Source organism: Pedobacter sp. A2324, from assembly GCF_059693705.1.
In genome coordinates this window covers 19951-36266 of record NZ_JCASSK010000009.1, presented here as the reverse complement: position 1 = coordinate 36266, position 16316 = coordinate 19951, and the positions used below count along the sequence as shown (strand labels likewise).

Here is a 16316-nt window from a genome sequence, read left to right as displayed (position 1 = left end):
ATGAGTAATCAACAAACCGTATTTTTCGATTCAATCAAGTCTGCTTTACCGGATTACCAGAATCTGGCCTTAAGTGTTGCAGAAGCATTGGGCATCAGTACTAATGAAGCATATAAAAAGATCAGGGGAACAAGTTTACTCAGCATTGAACAGATTGTAAAGCTTTCCAATAGTTTTGATGTTCCTTTTTTATACAGCCCGAAAGCATCTTTATCGGTTACGTTTAATTACCTGAGCGTGAACGAGGATCTGGATATGGTAAACTATCTGAAGAACTTGTTGAGCCACATTAAGGCAATAAAAAACAGTAAGCAGAAACACATTACGATTACAACGGATGATATCCCTGTATTCCATTTTTTTAAATACGCGGAACTAACCAGCTTCAAATTATCGTTTTGGGCCAACAGCACCAATAATCAAAACATTGCTTATAATGAATCCTTTTTATCTGATGAGATTATTGGTTTATCTAAAGAACTTAATGCAGCCTATCTGGAAATTCCAAGTACAGAAATCTGGTCGAAGGATACCATAACCGGCACTATAGAGCAGATCAGGTATGCTTTTGAAGCCGGTCACCTGTCGGACAGAAAATTGGCGGCAAAGATTATTGAGCAAGTGAAGTACTGCCTTACAGATATGAACATGTACGCTATTGGCAGTAAGAAATCGATCGATCCTCATCATACCTTCACCTGGTACCATTGCGATGTATTGGGAAGTATATCCTATCTGGTTAGTCAGCAAGACAGGATGACTTGCTACAACAGGTTCAATACTTTTAATTATCTGCGCACTGAAGATCAGACTTATTGCATGCAAACCAAAAACTGGATGCAAAGTCTGATCATGAAATCTGTTTCATTCAGCGGGCAGGGTGAGAAACACCGGAACAAATATTTATATGATGCTTTTGCAGAGTGTGATGCACTGTTGAGGGAAATTGAAGGAACCTAGACTAGACGAATAGAGTGATATTATGCGAAACTATGTAGGATATTACATTTTCGGTGATAGGGCTGCATTCCCTATATTTGCTCATGCTTAAAAAAGAACGTTATAAACTTTTTGTAGAACATTTTTCTGCCAAACAACCAGATGCGGAAACAGAATTACATTACAATAATCCATACCAGCTTCTGGTGTCGGTAATTCTTTCGGCACAGTGCACGGATAAGCGGGTGAATATGGTTACACCAGCTCTTTTTCAACGCTTCCCAAATGCAAAAACACTTGCGGAGGCTACCCCGAATATTGTTTTTGACTACATCAGAAGTATCAGTTATCCAAACAATAAAGCAAAGCACCTGGTCGGAATGGCTAACATTTTACTGCATGAATTCAATGACGTGGTACCCTCGGATATTAATGACTTGCAGAAGATGCCGGGTGTTGGACGTAAAACGGCCAATGTGATTGCATCTGTTATTTACAATGCGCCGGCTATGGCCGTTGATACTCATGTTTTCAGGGTAGCAAACCGGCTTGGACTTACCAATGGGAAAACACCTCTGGCTGTGGAAAAAGATCTGGTCAAACATTTACCTCAACACGACATCCATATTGCCCACCATTGGCTTATTCTCCACGGGCGATATGTATGTTTGGCGAGAAGCCCTAAGTGCGATGTTTGTGAGATCACCTACATGTGCCGGTATTTTGAACGGTTAACGGTGCAAAATGCTCGGGAAAAGAAAGGGGCATAAAATATTTTTGATAATACTATTGACATTAGCTAAAAAACAATTAACTTAGCTAAATATTTTAGTATATAGTTATAAACATTCAGACTTATTAGCTGACAATTCAAGTATATTTACAGCAACAAATTAAATAAAATGGCAAGCGCAAATCCTGATAAATTAAAAGCCCTACAGTTAACACTCGATAAGTTAGAAAAATCTTATGGAAAGGGTACCATTATGAAACTTGGCGATACTGCAATTGAACCTATAGATTTTATTTCTACAGGATCAATCAGCTTAGATATTGCATTAGGTATTGGTGGTATTCCGAAAGGAAGGGTTATTGAGATCTATGGTCCGGAGTCATCTGGTAAAACAACCCTGGCGACACACATCATTGCGGAAGCGCAGAAAAAAGGTGGTATTGCAGCATTCATTGATGCGGAGCACGCTTTTGATCAGTTTTACGCAAAGAAATTAGGCGTAGATACTGATAACCTCTTGATTTCACAACCAGACAATGGAGAGCAGGCATTGGAAATTGCGGACAACCTGATTCGCTCTGGTGCTATTGATGTAATTGTAATTGACTCCGTTGCGGCACTGGTGCCTAAGAGTGAAATTGAGGGTGAAATGGGTGACAGTAAAATGGGATTACATGCCCGTTTGATGAGTCAGGCTTTACGTAAATTAACAGGTACGATTTCAAAAACCGGATGTTGCTGTATTTTCATCAACCAATTACGTGATAAAATTGGTGTGATGTTTGGTAACCCTGAAACCACTACCGGTGGTAATGCCTTGAAATTTTATGCTTCTGTACGTTTAGATATCCGTCGTACTTCGCAAATTAAAGATTCCGATGAGGTATCTGGTAACCGCGTTAAAGTTAAAATTGTTAAAAATAAAGTTGCACCGCCTTTTCGTATTGCCGAGTTTGACGTAATGTTTGGAGAAGGTATTTCGAAAAACGGTGAAATTATCGACTTAGGCGTAGACTTTGGAATTATTAAAAAAGCAGGTTCATGGTTTTCTTACGGGGATACCAAACTTGGTCAGGGTAGAGATGCAGTAAAGCAACTTTTAAATGATAATCCAGAATTGGCTGAAGAATTAGAAATTAAAATTAAAGCTGAAGTTACTGGTGAGCATTTAGCTGAAAAATAATTTAAACCGTATCTTTTTTGAATGAAGGGGCAGCCATAAACTGCCCCTTTTTTGTTGCTGTAAATAGCATTTATGTTACAATACAGACTCAAATGCCATAAAAATGTTAAAGAACGTTAAAGCACGTTACATTCTTTTAAGTTTTGCGTTTATAAGTCATAATTCAATTATTATGAAGTTACATGCTTATACGGACCTCTCATTAAATACAAGAGAAAACGAGTATTGGAAAGATATTATCGGACTTGAAGGACATTTTCAAGTATCAAACCATGGGCGCATTAAAGCGCTGACCCGACAACTGGAAAACCGTTTAGGTGTAAAAAGAAAGTTTCCGGAAAGAATCCTTAAACAAACCCAAAATAAAAGCCACAATAGCTTTACTGGTGACACCAGAATTTACCTCCAGGTATCTATGAGTATGGCAGGAAAGATTATTAATTTCAGTGTTCCGCGTTTAGTATACTATACCTTTGTTAAGCCTTTCGATCTTGCCGACAAAAACACCTATATTTTCCCTACTGACGGTGACACGCTGAATACTACGGCTGAAAACCTGTTCATGGGAGGCCAGGAAATTAAACAGAAGCGCATGGCTGAGGCAGGAAGAAAAGGCAATGTTTTCGCCACCATGAGCCAGACTGACCGTTTGGTAATGCAGGCCAAGATCAATGCAAAGCGTGCAGAGAATCCTAAAGACCAGATCAGTCGTTATTCGTTATCTGGAAAGCTACTGGAAACCTATCACAATGCAGAAGTGGCGGCTAAGGTTTTCGGATGCAGCGCTAATCTGCTCTCCAAAGCAACGCGTGGAAAGCCACTTACTTATAAGAGCTATATCTGGAGAAGAGGTGCCAATGAGGAAATTGACATTAATGAATTTGCAGGAACAACAGGTATCTGGGGCTCCCCCCTTTCCAAATATATCCACAATATCGGCCAGTATAGCTTACAGGGAAAACTGATTGCAACATTTGGAACCATCAAGGAGATTGAAAGTAAGCTCAATCTCAACTACAATCAACTTTCGGGAAGTTTAAATGGAAGAAACATCACTTGTGGGGGATTCATATGGCGCTACAGCACCAAGCCTACCATCAATATTAAACAACTGGAAAAGTTACCAGGTTTTAAACATTCTTCGGTGTATTCAGAGCATAACAAAATCAGCCGTTATGATCTTGATGGGATCTGGAGAGGAACATACGCCGGCGTTTCTGATGCAAGTCGTAAAACTAAAGTAGATTCGAAAAGCATTCATATTGTATTAAAGGGCGATGGCATTACCGCAGGTGGCTACCTTTGGGCGAAGGGCGAAGCTTTAAGGCTTAATCCCAATTCATTCAGGCAGCATAGTCATTTTGAGCATTCGCTGTTACAACGCTACATGAAGCAAAAAAATCAAAGGAATACCGCTACGGCTCCTCAACAAATGCAGGCGCTTTAGTTAAATTCAAACCGCTAACATGAGTAAATAAAATAGCCATCCCCTGTTCGGAATGGCTATTTTATTATGGTAGCAAGGTATTTAATTCTGACTGAAAACGGTACTGAAATCTTTTGTTACGTATACTACAACCAGTAAAGCGGCAATAACAAGCCCTCCAAGAATAATTACCCCCCAGGTACCTTTTAACTTGTTTTTATCTTTTCTAATCAGATAGTATAACAGTCCGATGAGGGGAATGGCACAAATAACCCAAAAAATCAATGATGCTCCAGTCATGTATATAAAATTGCTAATATTATTTAAAACTCCATTCTCGCTTTTGGCGCGATCTCGTGGCCAACAAAATCGTTGGCTAAAAACTTTTGATAGCCTGCAATGGCTATCATACCAGCATTATCGGTGCAGTACTGAAAAGCAGGGATAAACACTTCCCAACCGAGTTGGCCTGCAAGCTCCTGCAGACTATTCCTCAAACCGGAATTGGCTGAAACCCCACCCGCTATAGCAATATGTTTAATGTTGTACTGCTTAGCTGCTTTCTTCAGTTTATTTAATAAAATCTGAACGATGCTGTGCTGCACTGAAGCACAAATATCGTCTAAATTTTCGGCAATAAAATCAGGATTCTCAGCTTCTTGTTTTCTGATGAAATAGAGGATAGAGGTTTTGAAACCGCTAAAACTGAAATTCAGATCAGCAATCTGGGGTTCTGCAAATTTAAATGCTACAGGATTTCCGTTCTTTGCATGTTTATCGATTAAAGGACCACCAGGATATGGGAGTTTCAGAATTTTTGCTGTTTTATCAAAGGCTTCACCGGCTGCATCATCAAGGGTTTCGCCAACAATTTCCATGTCGAAATAGTCGCGTACCAGTACAATTTGCGTATGTCCTCCGGATACGGTTAAACACAAGAAAGGAAATTCAGGTTTAGGATCATCGATGAAGTGCGCCAGAATATGGGCGTGCATGTGATTAACAGAAATTAACGGAACGCCAAGGGCGAGGGCAAAAGATTTAGCGAATGATACACCTACCAGCAGAGAGCCCAACAGTCCGGGTCCCTGTGTAAAAGCTACTGCACTTATGTCCTGTTTTGTAACCTCAGCATTTTTCAAAGCCTGGGCTATCGTAGGTACAATATTTTGTTGATGTACTCTGGATGCCAGTTCTGGGATTACCCCTCCATAATTTTCATGAATTGTTTGGTTTGCAATAACATTGGCCGTAATTTTGCCGTTGTTACATATGGCAACCGAGGTATCGTCGCAAGAGGACTCTATAGCAAGTATGACAGACAATTTATTTAATATTTAAGCTGCAAAATTATTAAAAAACTATTTAAAATACTCCTTTGGGTAATTGCATCAATAATTTTGCTGCTTGCGCTAATCATTTTCTCACTACAATTTAAGCCCGTGCAAACTTTTTTTGCGCAAAAGGCTGCTGCATATCTATCCAAAGAGCTTAAAACAACCGTCTCTATCAAAAGTCTTTACATAAAGCCTTTTAAATCTGTTGTACTTGAAGACTTACTTGTACTAGACCTACAAAAAGATACTTTATTAAGTACTCCTAAATTCATGGTCGATATCAATCAGCTATCCATCGACAAGAAAATTATTGACATCAGCACTGTTCAAATTAACAATGGACAATTTTTCCTAAAGGATTTCAAAGATAAGTCTTCTAACCTCGATTTCATCATCGATTATTTTGATTCGGGTAAACCTACTGTAAAGAAAAAGAAAAGCAAACCATTTGATGTTAGTTTAGGGCGTTTAATTCTGAATAAATTTGCTTTTCGCTATAAGAATTTTGCGGCAAAAGATACCGCACAAGGTAGCGCTGTCAACTTTGATAATGTTAGTGTAAAAGAGCTCAGTGGGATTTTTGAGGGCCTTGATATGAAGACCCACCTGCTAAAAACGAATATCAAAAACCTGACCTTAAAAGAGAAAAGCGGCTTTTACCTGAAAAACCTAACCGCTGAGACTACTATTGACAGCAATGCCATTGAATTGAAAAACCTGTTGCTGGAAACGAACCAAAGCCGTTTGACAAACTATTATCAAATGAAGTTTAAGGGCTACCGCGATTTTAACCACTACATTGATAACGTGAGAATGAAAGCTGTTTTTAAAGACAGCCACCTTAGCTCAAGAGATGTGGCATTTTTTGCTCCGGAGCTTAAGGACATGAAACTTGATTTAGATGTTGACGGACAAATTACAGGGCTGGTAAATAATTTAAGGGCAAGAAACCTTTCTGTTAAAGCGGGTAAAGCGACCTATATTAAGGGAGATTTCATTTTAAAAGGGCTTCCGAAGTGGCGGGAAACTTTCATGGACCTGAAAATAGAAATGGCAGGCACCAATAAAACAGATCTCGACGAGGTATTGGCAGGCATTACCAACAGCAAAAAGAAACTCATTCCTCTAATTATCAATAAGTTTGGCAACATTAACTTTAACGGTAATTTCACCGGTTTTCAGGATGACTTTATCGCTTATGGGGAGTTCAAAACCAAATTGGGTCGCATTGTTTCGGATGTTAACATGAAGATCGACAAAAATGATGTGCCATCTTATACCGGAAGTGTTAAAACTTATGATTTCAATATCGGTAATTTAATTGATGAGCGTAGTCTTGGCCGTATCACTTCATCATTAAATGTAAAAGGAAGAGGAACGGAGCTTAAAAACCTGACTGAAAAACTTGATGGCGACATCGCATATATTGACTTTAATGGTTATCGCTACCGTAACGTTAAAATCGATGGTACATTTGATAAGAAATACTTTGATGGCAAGCTAAGCATCAATGACAAGAACATTAAACTGGCTTTTGACGGAGGGGTAAACCTAAATCCTAAACTTCCTGTATTTAACTTTAATGCAACCATTTCGAAGGCAAAACTAAAAGCCTTGAAACTGATGAAAGATTCATTAATGGTTGATGCAAAATTTACCACTAATTTTTCGGGAACCGATCTGAACAATATTGAAGGGAATTTACTCATTCAAGAGATTACGTTGAAAAACCCCAAAGGCACTTACAATGTAGATTCGGTTCAATTAATGGCTGCCGGTACTGGTGTGAATAGGAATTTAGTTATCAAATCGGATATACTCGATGCCAGTATAGTTGGAGAATACGACCTCAATTCGATCGTATCTTATTATAAAGCGATAGCCAAAACCTATATCCCATCGCTACAGGCTGACATTATCAAGTATAGAAACCAGATTTTTCAATTTAATCTGAAGATCAAAAAATTTGAGGCCCTGGCGCAACTGATATCACCCGGACTGACCCTGGACGATGGTGCTACCCTAATTGGCGACTTCGATTCGAGAAATAATAAGGCTACTTTAAATGGTTACGTGAAGACGCTGAAGTATAACGGCATCGTGGTAAACAATATCATTCTTGATGAAAATACTACTCCTGAGCAACTTCAACTTATTGTTACATCAGACCGTGTTCAACTTAATGATAGTCTGTTTATCAAAGATGTAAACATTTCGAACATCCTGCGGAACGACAGCCTGGCTTTCAACGTGAAGATGTCGAATTCTGATGAGGCCAATCAGCTTGATTTAAACGGATTGGTTGAGTTTACTAAAAACCAGGATACGACTGCAAGATTGAGTATCCTTCCGTCGATTTTGAAAATCAACAGCGAGGAGTGGCGGATTCAGGAAAAAGTTCGTATTGTACTTAATAATGGTAAAACGGAAATTAGCAATTTCGACCTGACGAACGGTTCACAGCAGCTTACCATTGATGGACTGATCTCTAACGACCCGAAAGACTTGATTAAGGTTGGCTTTACGGATTTTAACCTGAAAACTTTAAACCCTTTTACCAAAGGATTTGGCGTGAAACTGAGCGGGGCTGTTAATGGTGAAACCAATCTATATGGCATATTAAAAGGTCCGAGGGTAAATGACGACATTAAAATAGATTCCCTGAATTTCAACGATATCTATATCGGTACACTTACCGATACTTCATCCTTCAATAGTGAAAGCAATAAGGTTAGTATTTTCACCCGTGTAGTGACAGAAAATTCCGAGACTTTCAAGCTGACCGGGAATCTTGATCTGAAAGCTAAGGAGATTGACCTGAATTTACGGATGAATGAAAGTAAACTTACCATCCTTGAACCTTTTGTTAAGCAGCTGGTATCAAACTTAAAGGGGAATATATCGGCTGATCTGACAGTAAAAGGAAGTTTTGATAAGCCACAGATTAATGGAACGCTTGCCCTGGACAAGGCTGAACTAATGGTCAACTACCTCAAAACGACTTACGTGATCAGCAATGAGGTAAAAGTCGACAATAGTGTCATTACGCTTAAAGACTTTGAATTAAGTGACCTTGAAGGCCATAAAGGTATGGTGGAATCCGGAACGGTTGATTTGAATGACATTAATGACCCTACGCTAAATGTAAGTCTGAAAGCGGACAATTTAATGGCGCTGAATACAACTGCGAAAGATAATTCGATTTATTACGGGAAGGCTTATGGAACAGGTGTATTCAAATTTAACGGGCCAACGAGCAAGATGAAAATTGACATCAATGCCAAAACAGAAAAAGGTACGGTTTTCAATCTGCCGTTAAACAGTTCAGAAACGGTATCAGATAAGGATTTCATTAATTTCATCAGCAGGGACTCATCGGCTGCGACGGTTAAAAAGACGACGAACTTTGATGGATTGACCTTAACCTTTAAGCTGAGCATTGATCCCAATACTACAGCCAACATTTATACCACTTTAGGAAATTTAAGCGGAAAAGGAAATGCAGACTTAAGTCTGAACATTAATAGTCTGGGCGATTTTGAAATGTCTGGCGACTACATTATTGAATCAGGAAGTTTTGATTTCACGGCTCAGGAAGTGATCAATAAAAAATTCGAAATCAGACAGGGCGGAACGATCAGGTGGACAGGCAACCCTACTGCTGCTCAGATCAACCTAAAAGCAGTTTATGCATTAAGGGCCAACCTAAGCGATCTTTTTAAGGCAGCCAACCGTGATGCCAGTAGTAATGCTAACCAGCGTGTAAATACAGAGGTTGAAATGGGCCTTACGGGTTTACTTTTACAACCAGATATTAAACTGGACATTAACTTCCCTGCTCAACCAGCTATTAAAGAAGAGTTGCAAACTTATTTCAGTGATGTGAATAATCTGAACCTTCAGGCTTTTAGTTTAATCATCAGACGAAGCTTTGCACCTGGCAACGGTGGAGAATCAATTGGTAACCAGTTGAGCTCTACAGCGGCCAGTACAGCTACCGAACTTGTGTTCAACCAGTTCAACAATGTATTATCATCATTAAACTTAAATTTTGTTGACCTTAACGTTCGTTCTCTGAGCGAAGCAAGTGCATCGGTAAAACTATTCAACGACAGGTTAATTATCAATGCCGGTATTGTAGATCGCAATAGTCTGAGCGATCTCTCGCTGGACTTCTCCAAAAGTAATGTGGGCGGTGAGGTTGAAGCAGTGTTTCTGATCAGAAAGGATGGTAGTCTGACCAGTAAAATTGCGAATAAGCCTCCTACCATACAAAGTGTGTTTGCGAACCCGGGCATTGATCAGGCCAGAAATGTTACTTCTTTTGGATTAGTTTACACACAGCAGTTTGATACTTTTAAGGAGTTCATTCAAAAGATTTCCGGTTCTTACCGCAGAAGCTTGAAGCGCAGGCAAGATCAGGCACCGGTAAAAACCAACAAATCGATCAATAAAGAAGCCATCATAAATGAGAATAAGAATAATCCGAGAAGATAATTAGCTGATTCAGGATCGCAAAACCAGGTTATAAAACAAGGGTCATCAATTAAATTGACGACCCTTTTCTCTTTTCAGAACTTTCTGACTAAGTGACTATCCTTTCATGATGGAATGTCCCATTTTATCACGCTTAGTGGCCAGATAACGTTCGTTATGTTTATTGCTTGCAATTTCAATCGGGATGTTTTCGACCACTTCCAGGCCATAGCCTATTAGTCCAGCTCTTTTAGTAGGGTTGTTGGTCATCAGGCGCATTTTCGTTACACCTTCAGATCTCAATATTTGTGCGCCTACTCCATAGTCGCGTTCATCTCCTTTAAAACCCAGTTTGATATTTGCTTCAACGGTATCAAAACCGGCATCCTGAAGATTGTATGAGCGGAGTTTATTGATTAATCCAATTCCTCTTCCTTCCTGATTCATGTACACTACAAGACCTTTGCCTTCTTTCTCAATCATTTCAAGCGCTTTGTGCAGCTGAGGGCCACAATCGCAGCGGCAGGAACCGAATATATCGCCGGTTACACATGAGCTGTGTACGCGGGCTAAAATCGGCTCATCCTGATTCCAGGTACCTTTAGATATGGCCAGGTGTGTTGCATTGTTATCCAACTGCGTGTAGGCAGTCATTTTGAAATCACCCCAGGCTGTTGGCAAATCAATTGTTACTTCCTGTTTAATTAAACTATCGATTTTTAAACGGTAAGCAATTAAATCTTCAATAGAAATAATTTTTAACTGGTGTTGTTCGGCAATTTTAAAGAGGTCAGGTAAACGAGCCATTTCGCCATCTTCTTTTAAAATCTCTACCAACAAACCAGCAGGTTTCATACCGGCAAGACGTGCTAAATCTACGGCGGCTTCTGTATGACCTGCACGGCGAATTACTCCACCGTCTTTGGCAATCAAAGGAAAAATGTGACCTGGTCTGCCCAGTTCTTCCGGATCGGTTTTAGGATTTACCAAAGCCAACATCGTTTTAGAACGATCGCTGGCTGATATACCAGTTGTACAACCATGACCAACCAAATCTACCGAGACGGTGAAATTGGTTTCATATGCTGCTGTATTTTTTCCCACCATCAGGTTAAGATTCAATTCTTTGCAACGCTCTTCAGTAAGTGGTGCGCAAATCAAGCCTCTGCCATAAGTAGCCATAAAGTTGATTACTTCTGGCGTAGCATTTTCGGCTGCTGTTAAGAAATCGCCTTCATTTTCTCTATTTTCGTCATCTACAACAATGATTACTTTTCCGGCTTTAATGTCGGCGATGGCTTCTTCTATTGTATTTAATTTTGTTTGCATTGTTATTAAAGCATAATGTCGCAAGCCCTCAAAAGCCTAGAAGCATTGATGTTTGCTTGCACAAAGGTACAACCTTATTGAGCATTCTAATGATTAAAATAATCATCTGGAAGTAAATGTAGCGGGAACTTATTTCTCCTTCTTCTTAAAAAATTTAGCGAAGAACACCTTGTACGCATTGACGTCGAACAGGGCAGAATCTACTGTGGCCTTGTAGGTTAGAAAGGCTGCCAGCGGAGACAGTACAATCACGGCTATCCACATACCAAAAATGGGATTCAGGTTTCCTTCTCGGGCAGTTTTCTCTGCCACGGTGGTGATGATATGGTAAACCAGGAAAAAAGAAATCGCCATTACCACGGGAAGACCCATTCCACCTTTGCGGATAATTGCACCTAATGGCGCTCCGATAAAGAATAAAAGGATACATGAAGCGGCAAGCGTAAACTTACGTTGATATTCAACCTTCGTAAATATCCATTCGCCTGTTAAATCATTCTGACGCGGCGCCCAGTTCGGCACATGCTGCATAATACCTGCCACCACGTTGGTTGCATTCTCCAGACTCTGTTTCCTCGATCCGTTCGGTATGTCTTTCAGAATAACATCGTCTATTTTTTTAGGGGCGGTTTTGTACTTTGTGTAGCCTTTGGTTGTGTTAAACTGCTTAAAATTACCCGTGAAACTGGCAATGGTATTGATTTGAAGGGTATCCAGCTGACGCTTCAATGAATCTCTTTTCTTAACCAGCCCTTTTAGGTTAAGCATTGGGGTACTGTTTCCGAAAGCATTCGGATCGGTTGTGTTTCCATCAAAGGAAGACATATCGAACTCTGGTGCTGTTTCCTTAAACCTTCTCCGTGAAAATACCTGACGGGGATTATACATGCCGTTATTTTTGGCTTGTTCCTCATACTGGACGCCGTTTTTAAGTCTGAGGATAAGCGATTTTCCGTCGGCAGTTTTCTCCATTTTACCTTCTTTCGCTAAAATAACCTTCGGGATACCATTGTTATCCTTATGATCATAAATCATAATGCCATGTAGCATTCCATCCTCATCTTTACTGTCTACACGAATGGCATAGCCGGGGATTGCATTGTTGAATACGCCAGGTTTGATCAGAAAAGAAAGTTTTTTGTTTCGTATATCGTAAAGCAAGGAGCCAAACTTTAAATTGGCCTTGGGCAACATGTAATTGGAGAACAGAAAGGAAGCAATGGTGAGCATCAAAATCACAACCAGCAACGGCCTCATTGCACGCTGTAAAGATATCCCTGCTGATTTGATGGCTACCAACTCGTAGTTTTCGCCAAGGGTACCGAAAGTCATGATTGAAGACAAGAGTACAGATAGTGGCAAGGCCATGGAAACATTGGCTGCAGAAGCGTAATACATCAGCTCTAAAATGGTGTACCATTCGAAGCCTTTACCAATCAGGTCATCTATCCACTTAAATAAAAAAAACATCAAAAGAATGAACATCATCACAAAGAATGTGGCAATGAAGGGTCTGATGAATGCTTTTATTAAGAGAAGATGTATTTTTTTCACCTTACAAAGGTAAACATTGCGCAGCTATTATTATGCACCTAAAACGCTAATAAGGTAATCGATCTGGTTGTCCCATATCAATTTTTTTTCTGCCAGAAGGTCGTCTGTTGTAAAATCGGTAATGGAGAGCGCCACATCATTGGTAAGTTCGTCTTGAACAATTTCCATCTCAAAATAGCATTGAGGTTCGTCGTCAAGCCATTTAAACTTTACTAATTTGTTTTCTTTTATAGAAACCAGCTTGGCTTTTAGCTGCTCGTCATCCCAGGTAAAAGTAAAAACCTGATCGCGGAAAATAACATCATCGGCAAACCATTGCGACAGGCCATTAGGCTCACTAATAAAACTATACAATATTCTTGGTGACGATTTAACCTCGTACTCTAGCGTAAATTTTTTCTTATCTGCCATGTTAATTCATTACCAGAATAAATCCGGACTTAATTTTTTTTATTTTATTTTTCTAAAGAAAGGTAAATTATTCTATATTTGCAACTCCAAAAAATAACCACCTAAAATATTTGATAATATAGCAAATATTTTTTACCCGGCGGGGTAGCTCAGATGGTTAGAGCGCAGGATTCATAACCCTGAGGTCGGCAGTTCGATCCTGCTCCCCGCTACCATAGTGGGCAAATCAAATTTCTGTTTGGTTTGCCCATTTTTTTTACCTTAAAAAAGGCTTAAAATTCGAAGTACTGAAACTCATAGCTACTCTTGGAATCCGCTAAGCTCACTTAAAGAAATTAGAGTATGCAAGCGTGATATTTTCATCAGCGAAGTCGACGCGCCGGGTATCGAGATTTCGGAGGTGATTATCATTCACGCAGTTCGGGCCGTTGAATAAAGGCTGACAGCTTAAAGGTATTTTAACTATAGTTCTCATAACCCCCATGCAAGAAGAGAGACGCTGGACAGAAAGGGTTATTCACCCTGGTCGGACAGAGCGATCAGTATGGCTCCCGCCAACATCACTGTTCCTCCTATTACAATCTGCCAGGTTAATTTCTCCTTTAAAAAAATAACAGAGAGCACAATGGCGATAACAAGAGACATCCGTTCGACCGTAGCCACGTAAGATGCTGGTCCCATAGACAATGCCTTATAAGAGAATAGCGTTGAGAGCGAAGTAAAAATACCTGCAGCAATCAGAAAAATCCACGCGTTTTTTTCAATTGCTTTCCAGGAAGCAAAATTCCCCTGGTAAAGCACCACACCCCAGGTAATCAACAATATCAGTACCGCCTGAATGGCAAAGGCTAAACTAGGGTCAACATTTTTCAGTCCTGCCTTAGTGAGCACAATGACCACCGCCGCCGAAACTGCGGCTAGTACCGCCCATATAATCCACATAATATTTCTTTTTGACTAATGAACAACAAAGCGGAACAATGGATTGTAACATTACTGACAGACCAGCATCATTATTGATGTTCCGGATAAGCCAGTTGAAATAAAATACGGGAATTGAATCATTACGTTCAAGGATATTCCATTCTGGTTTATACGCCCTATATAAAAATCACTAAACCAAAATACCAAAACTGAAATCTTAAATATTTTTTACAAATTGCAGTTTTTACCGCTTCCTATGAGAACCAGTTTGAACACTGAACTAATCACCAAACCGCACTACCCGATATTAGATGGCCTTCGTGGCATCGCAGCCATCATCGTTGTCACCTTTCACCTCACAGAACCACTTGGAACCGGACATCTGGATATCCTGGTCAATCACGGCTACCTGGCGGTAGATTTTTTCTTTTTACTATCTGGGTTTGTAATGGGCTATGCCTATGATGACAAGTGGCCTAAAATGACCTTTGGGGATTTCATGAAACGCCGTTTAGAGCGTCTTCAACCTATGGTGATTTTAGGTATGACTCTAGGTGCAATCGGATTCTATTTTACGGATTCTACAATATGGCCACTTATTCATACCATACCTTTATGGAAAATGCTATTGGTGCTATTGATAGGCTATACCATACTTCCAGTTCCATTGTCGCTGGATATCCGTGGCTGGCAAGAGATGCATCCGCTGAACAGTGTGGGCTGGTCGCTTTTTTTCGAATATATTGCCAATATCCTGTATGCTGTCTGGATCAGGAAGTTTTCTAAAAATGCATTAAGTATATTAGTTGTCATTGCTGCGATTGCGCTGGCTTACCTGGCTATTACCAATGGCGATGTTAGTGGCGGCTGGACATTGAATGTGGAGCAGGTGAAGGTGGGCATAGTCCGCACGATTTACCCATTCTTTGCTGGTTTGTTGCTTTCGCGTGTGGCAAAGCCAACACGGATTAAAAATGCATTTTTGTGGTGTAGCGTTTTAATTGCAATTGTGTTATATATGCCGCGTATTGGTGGCGGGGAACATCTCTGGATGAACGGGATTTACGAATCCGTATGTATCATTTTTATTTTCCCACTGATTGTATACCTTGGTGCCAGCGGAATCATTAAAGGTAATGCGGAGAAAAGAATTTGTAAATTTTTAGGGGATATATCTTATCCGCTCTATCTGGTGCATTATCCGCTGGTATATTTTTATGTTGCGTGGATCAGCAACCATAAAGGCACAACAATTGTACAAGCCTGGCCTTATGCCTTGCTCATTTTAACCGGATCGATTATTCTGGCCTATGTCACATTGAAATGGTATGATCAGCCTGTTCGTAAATGGTTAAGAAAAAAAAAATTAGGTTAAGTGGTTAATGTTTAATGAGTTAAGAGCATACAGAAAGAATGTATTTCGGCTATAATAATTGAAGCCAGAGCCTGAACTAGCGATAGCCCTTTAGGGCTATTGAACAAAATGGTCAAAACTTTGTCGTTAAAAATCTGTTACTTTAATTAATGAAAACGATTTTTACGCTCTTCTTTCTAGTGATGAGCATATCTGTTTTTGCACAAAGCAAACAGAATGCCTCAAATTCTAACCTTGAGATTGCTACCGCATTAAGCGATGTAAATGAGGAGATAATGCCAGTTATTGCGGAGAAAATTACTGCTAAAATTGAGCATAATGAGCTTTACGAGAACTCTAAGGGAATGATGATCTATCCTAAGTTTAAAATAGATAACAGATGTGGAAAAGAGGTGATTTTGAAGGTTAAACTTTATCGCGAAGGTAATAGTGTGATGCAATGCATGGAAGATCAGGCGCTACAATTGAGTAATGAAGGAGATCCGTTTATTTTCATTCCTTATTGCAGCCTGAATCTGGAAAAAAATAAAGTACATAAAATCCGTTTTGAAGTTCAGGCTTACTGTCAGGGTAAGCTATTAAAACGAAGTACGTCTTATCGGGCAATCATTAATATGTTATAATCATTC

General features: G+C 39.7%; 13 protein-coding genes and 1 tRNA gene. 8 read left to right on the top strand and 6 right to left on the bottom strand.

Annotated elements, in window-relative coordinates; all coding sequences use genetic code 11:
• The 4 genes from AC570I_RS21525 to AC570I_RS21510 all read left to right on the top strand — a co-directional run bounded on the left by AC570I_RS21525 (nucleotide 1) and on the right by AC570I_RS21510 (nucleotide 4302).
• Nucleotides 1-960, top strand: coding sequence for a hypothetical protein (locus tag AC570I_RS21525; RefSeq protein WP_497407132.1), 960 nt, complete (start codon nucleotides 1-3; stop codon nucleotides 958-960).
• Nucleotides 961-1043: 83 nt separating this feature from the next.
• On the top strand, nucleotides 1044-1709 hold the full coding sequence (gene nth / locus AC570I_RS21520) for an endonuclease III (RefSeq protein ID WP_497407131.1): 666 nt from the start codon (nucleotides 1044-1046) through the stop codon (nucleotides 1707-1709).
• Between the two features lie 132 nt (nucleotides 1710-1841).
• A complete protein-coding gene (gene recA, locus AC570I_RS21515; RefSeq protein WP_047801366.1) occupies nucleotides 1842-2855 on the top strand; it encodes a recombinase RecA in 1014 nt (337 codons plus the stop codon).
• 172 nt (nucleotides 2856-3027) lie between these two features.
• Nucleotides 3028-4302 (top strand): NUMOD4 domain-containing protein, encoded by a 1275-nt coding sequence (locus tag AC570I_RS21510; protein WP_047801367.1) that lies wholly within the window; start codon nucleotides 3028-3030, stop codon nucleotides 4300-4302.
• A gap of 81 nt (nucleotides 4303-4383) precedes the next feature.
• Here AC570I_RS21510 and AC570I_RS21505 read toward each other — a convergent pair whose 3' ends face one another.
• The gene (locus AC570I_RS21505; RefSeq protein WP_497407130.1) at nucleotides 4384-4581 is read right to left on the bottom strand and encodes a hypothetical protein; all 198 of its coding nucleotides are present in this window, start codon (nucleotides 4579-4581) and stop codon (nucleotides 4384-4386) included.
• 23 nt (nucleotides 4582-4604) lie between these two features.
• The gene (gene tsaD / locus AC570I_RS21500; protein ID WP_497407129.1) at nucleotides 4605-5606 is read right to left on the bottom strand and encodes a tRNA (adenosine(37)-N6)-threonylcarbamoyltransferase complex transferase subunit TsaD; all 1002 of its coding nucleotides are present in this window, start codon (nucleotides 5604-5606) and stop codon (nucleotides 4605-4607) included.
• 117 nt (nucleotides 5607-5723) lie between these two features.
• Between tsaD and AC570I_RS21495 the strand changes: the two genes are divergently transcribed.
• The gene (locus tag AC570I_RS21495) at nucleotides 5724-10115 is read left to right on the top strand and encodes a translocation/assembly module TamB domain-containing protein (protein ID WP_497407128.1); all 4392 of its coding nucleotides are present in this window, start codon (nucleotides 5724-5726) and stop codon (nucleotides 10113-10115) included.
• Between the two features lie 96 nt (nucleotides 10116-10211).
• Here the strand turns inward: AC570I_RS21495 and AC570I_RS21490 are convergent, their stop codons facing one another.
• From AC570I_RS21490 to AC570I_RS21480, 3 genes are all read right to left on the bottom strand, one after another.
• Nucleotides 10212-11423: a bifunctional 3,4-dihydroxy-2-butanone-4-phosphate synthase/GTP cyclohydrolase II gene (locus tag AC570I_RS21490; protein WP_047801371.1), complete on the bottom strand. Its 1212-nt coding sequence runs from the start codon at nucleotides 11421-11423 to the stop codon at nucleotides 10212-10214.
• Nucleotides 11424-11552: 129 nt separating this feature from the next.
• On the bottom strand, nucleotides 11553-12977 hold the full coding sequence (locus tag AC570I_RS21485) for an LptF/LptG family permease (protein ID WP_047801372.1): 1425 nt from the start codon (nucleotides 12975-12977) through the stop codon (nucleotides 11553-11555).
• Nucleotides 12978-13007: 30 nt separating this feature from the next.
• Nucleotides 13008-13388 (bottom strand): START-like domain-containing protein, encoded by a 381-nt coding sequence (locus AC570I_RS21480; RefSeq protein ID WP_047801373.1) that lies wholly within the window; start codon nucleotides 13386-13388, stop codon nucleotides 13008-13010.
• Between the two features lie 138 nt (nucleotides 13389-13526).
• Between AC570I_RS21480 and AC570I_RS21475 the strand changes: the two genes are divergently transcribed.
• Nucleotides 13527-13603, top strand: a tRNA-Met gene (locus AC570I_RS21475).
• 298 nt (nucleotides 13604-13901) lie between these two features.
• On the opposite strand, the gene AC570I_RS21470 is transcribed toward AC570I_RS21475, so the two are convergent.
• Nucleotides 13902-14330 carry an EamA family transporter gene (locus AC570I_RS21470; RefSeq protein ID WP_497407127.1) on the bottom strand — a complete coding sequence of 143 codons (429 nt, stop codon included), beginning with the start codon at nucleotides 14328-14330 and terminating at the stop codon, nucleotides 13902-13904.
• A gap of 238 nt (nucleotides 14331-14568) precedes the next feature.
• Between AC570I_RS21470 and AC570I_RS21465 the strand changes: the two genes are divergently transcribed.
• Both AC570I_RS21465 and AC570I_RS21460 read left to right on the top strand, forming a co-directional pair.
• A complete protein-coding gene (locus AC570I_RS21465; RefSeq protein ID WP_497407126.1) occupies nucleotides 14569-15687 on the top strand; it encodes an acyltransferase family protein in 1119 nt (372 codons plus the stop codon).
• A gap of 149 nt (nucleotides 15688-15836) precedes the next feature.
• Nucleotides 15837-16310, top strand: a complete 474-nt coding sequence (locus AC570I_RS21460; protein ID WP_156166827.1) for a hypothetical protein — start codon at nucleotides 15837-15839, stop codon at nucleotides 16308-16310.
• Nucleotides 16311-16316 lie beyond the last annotated feature (6 nt).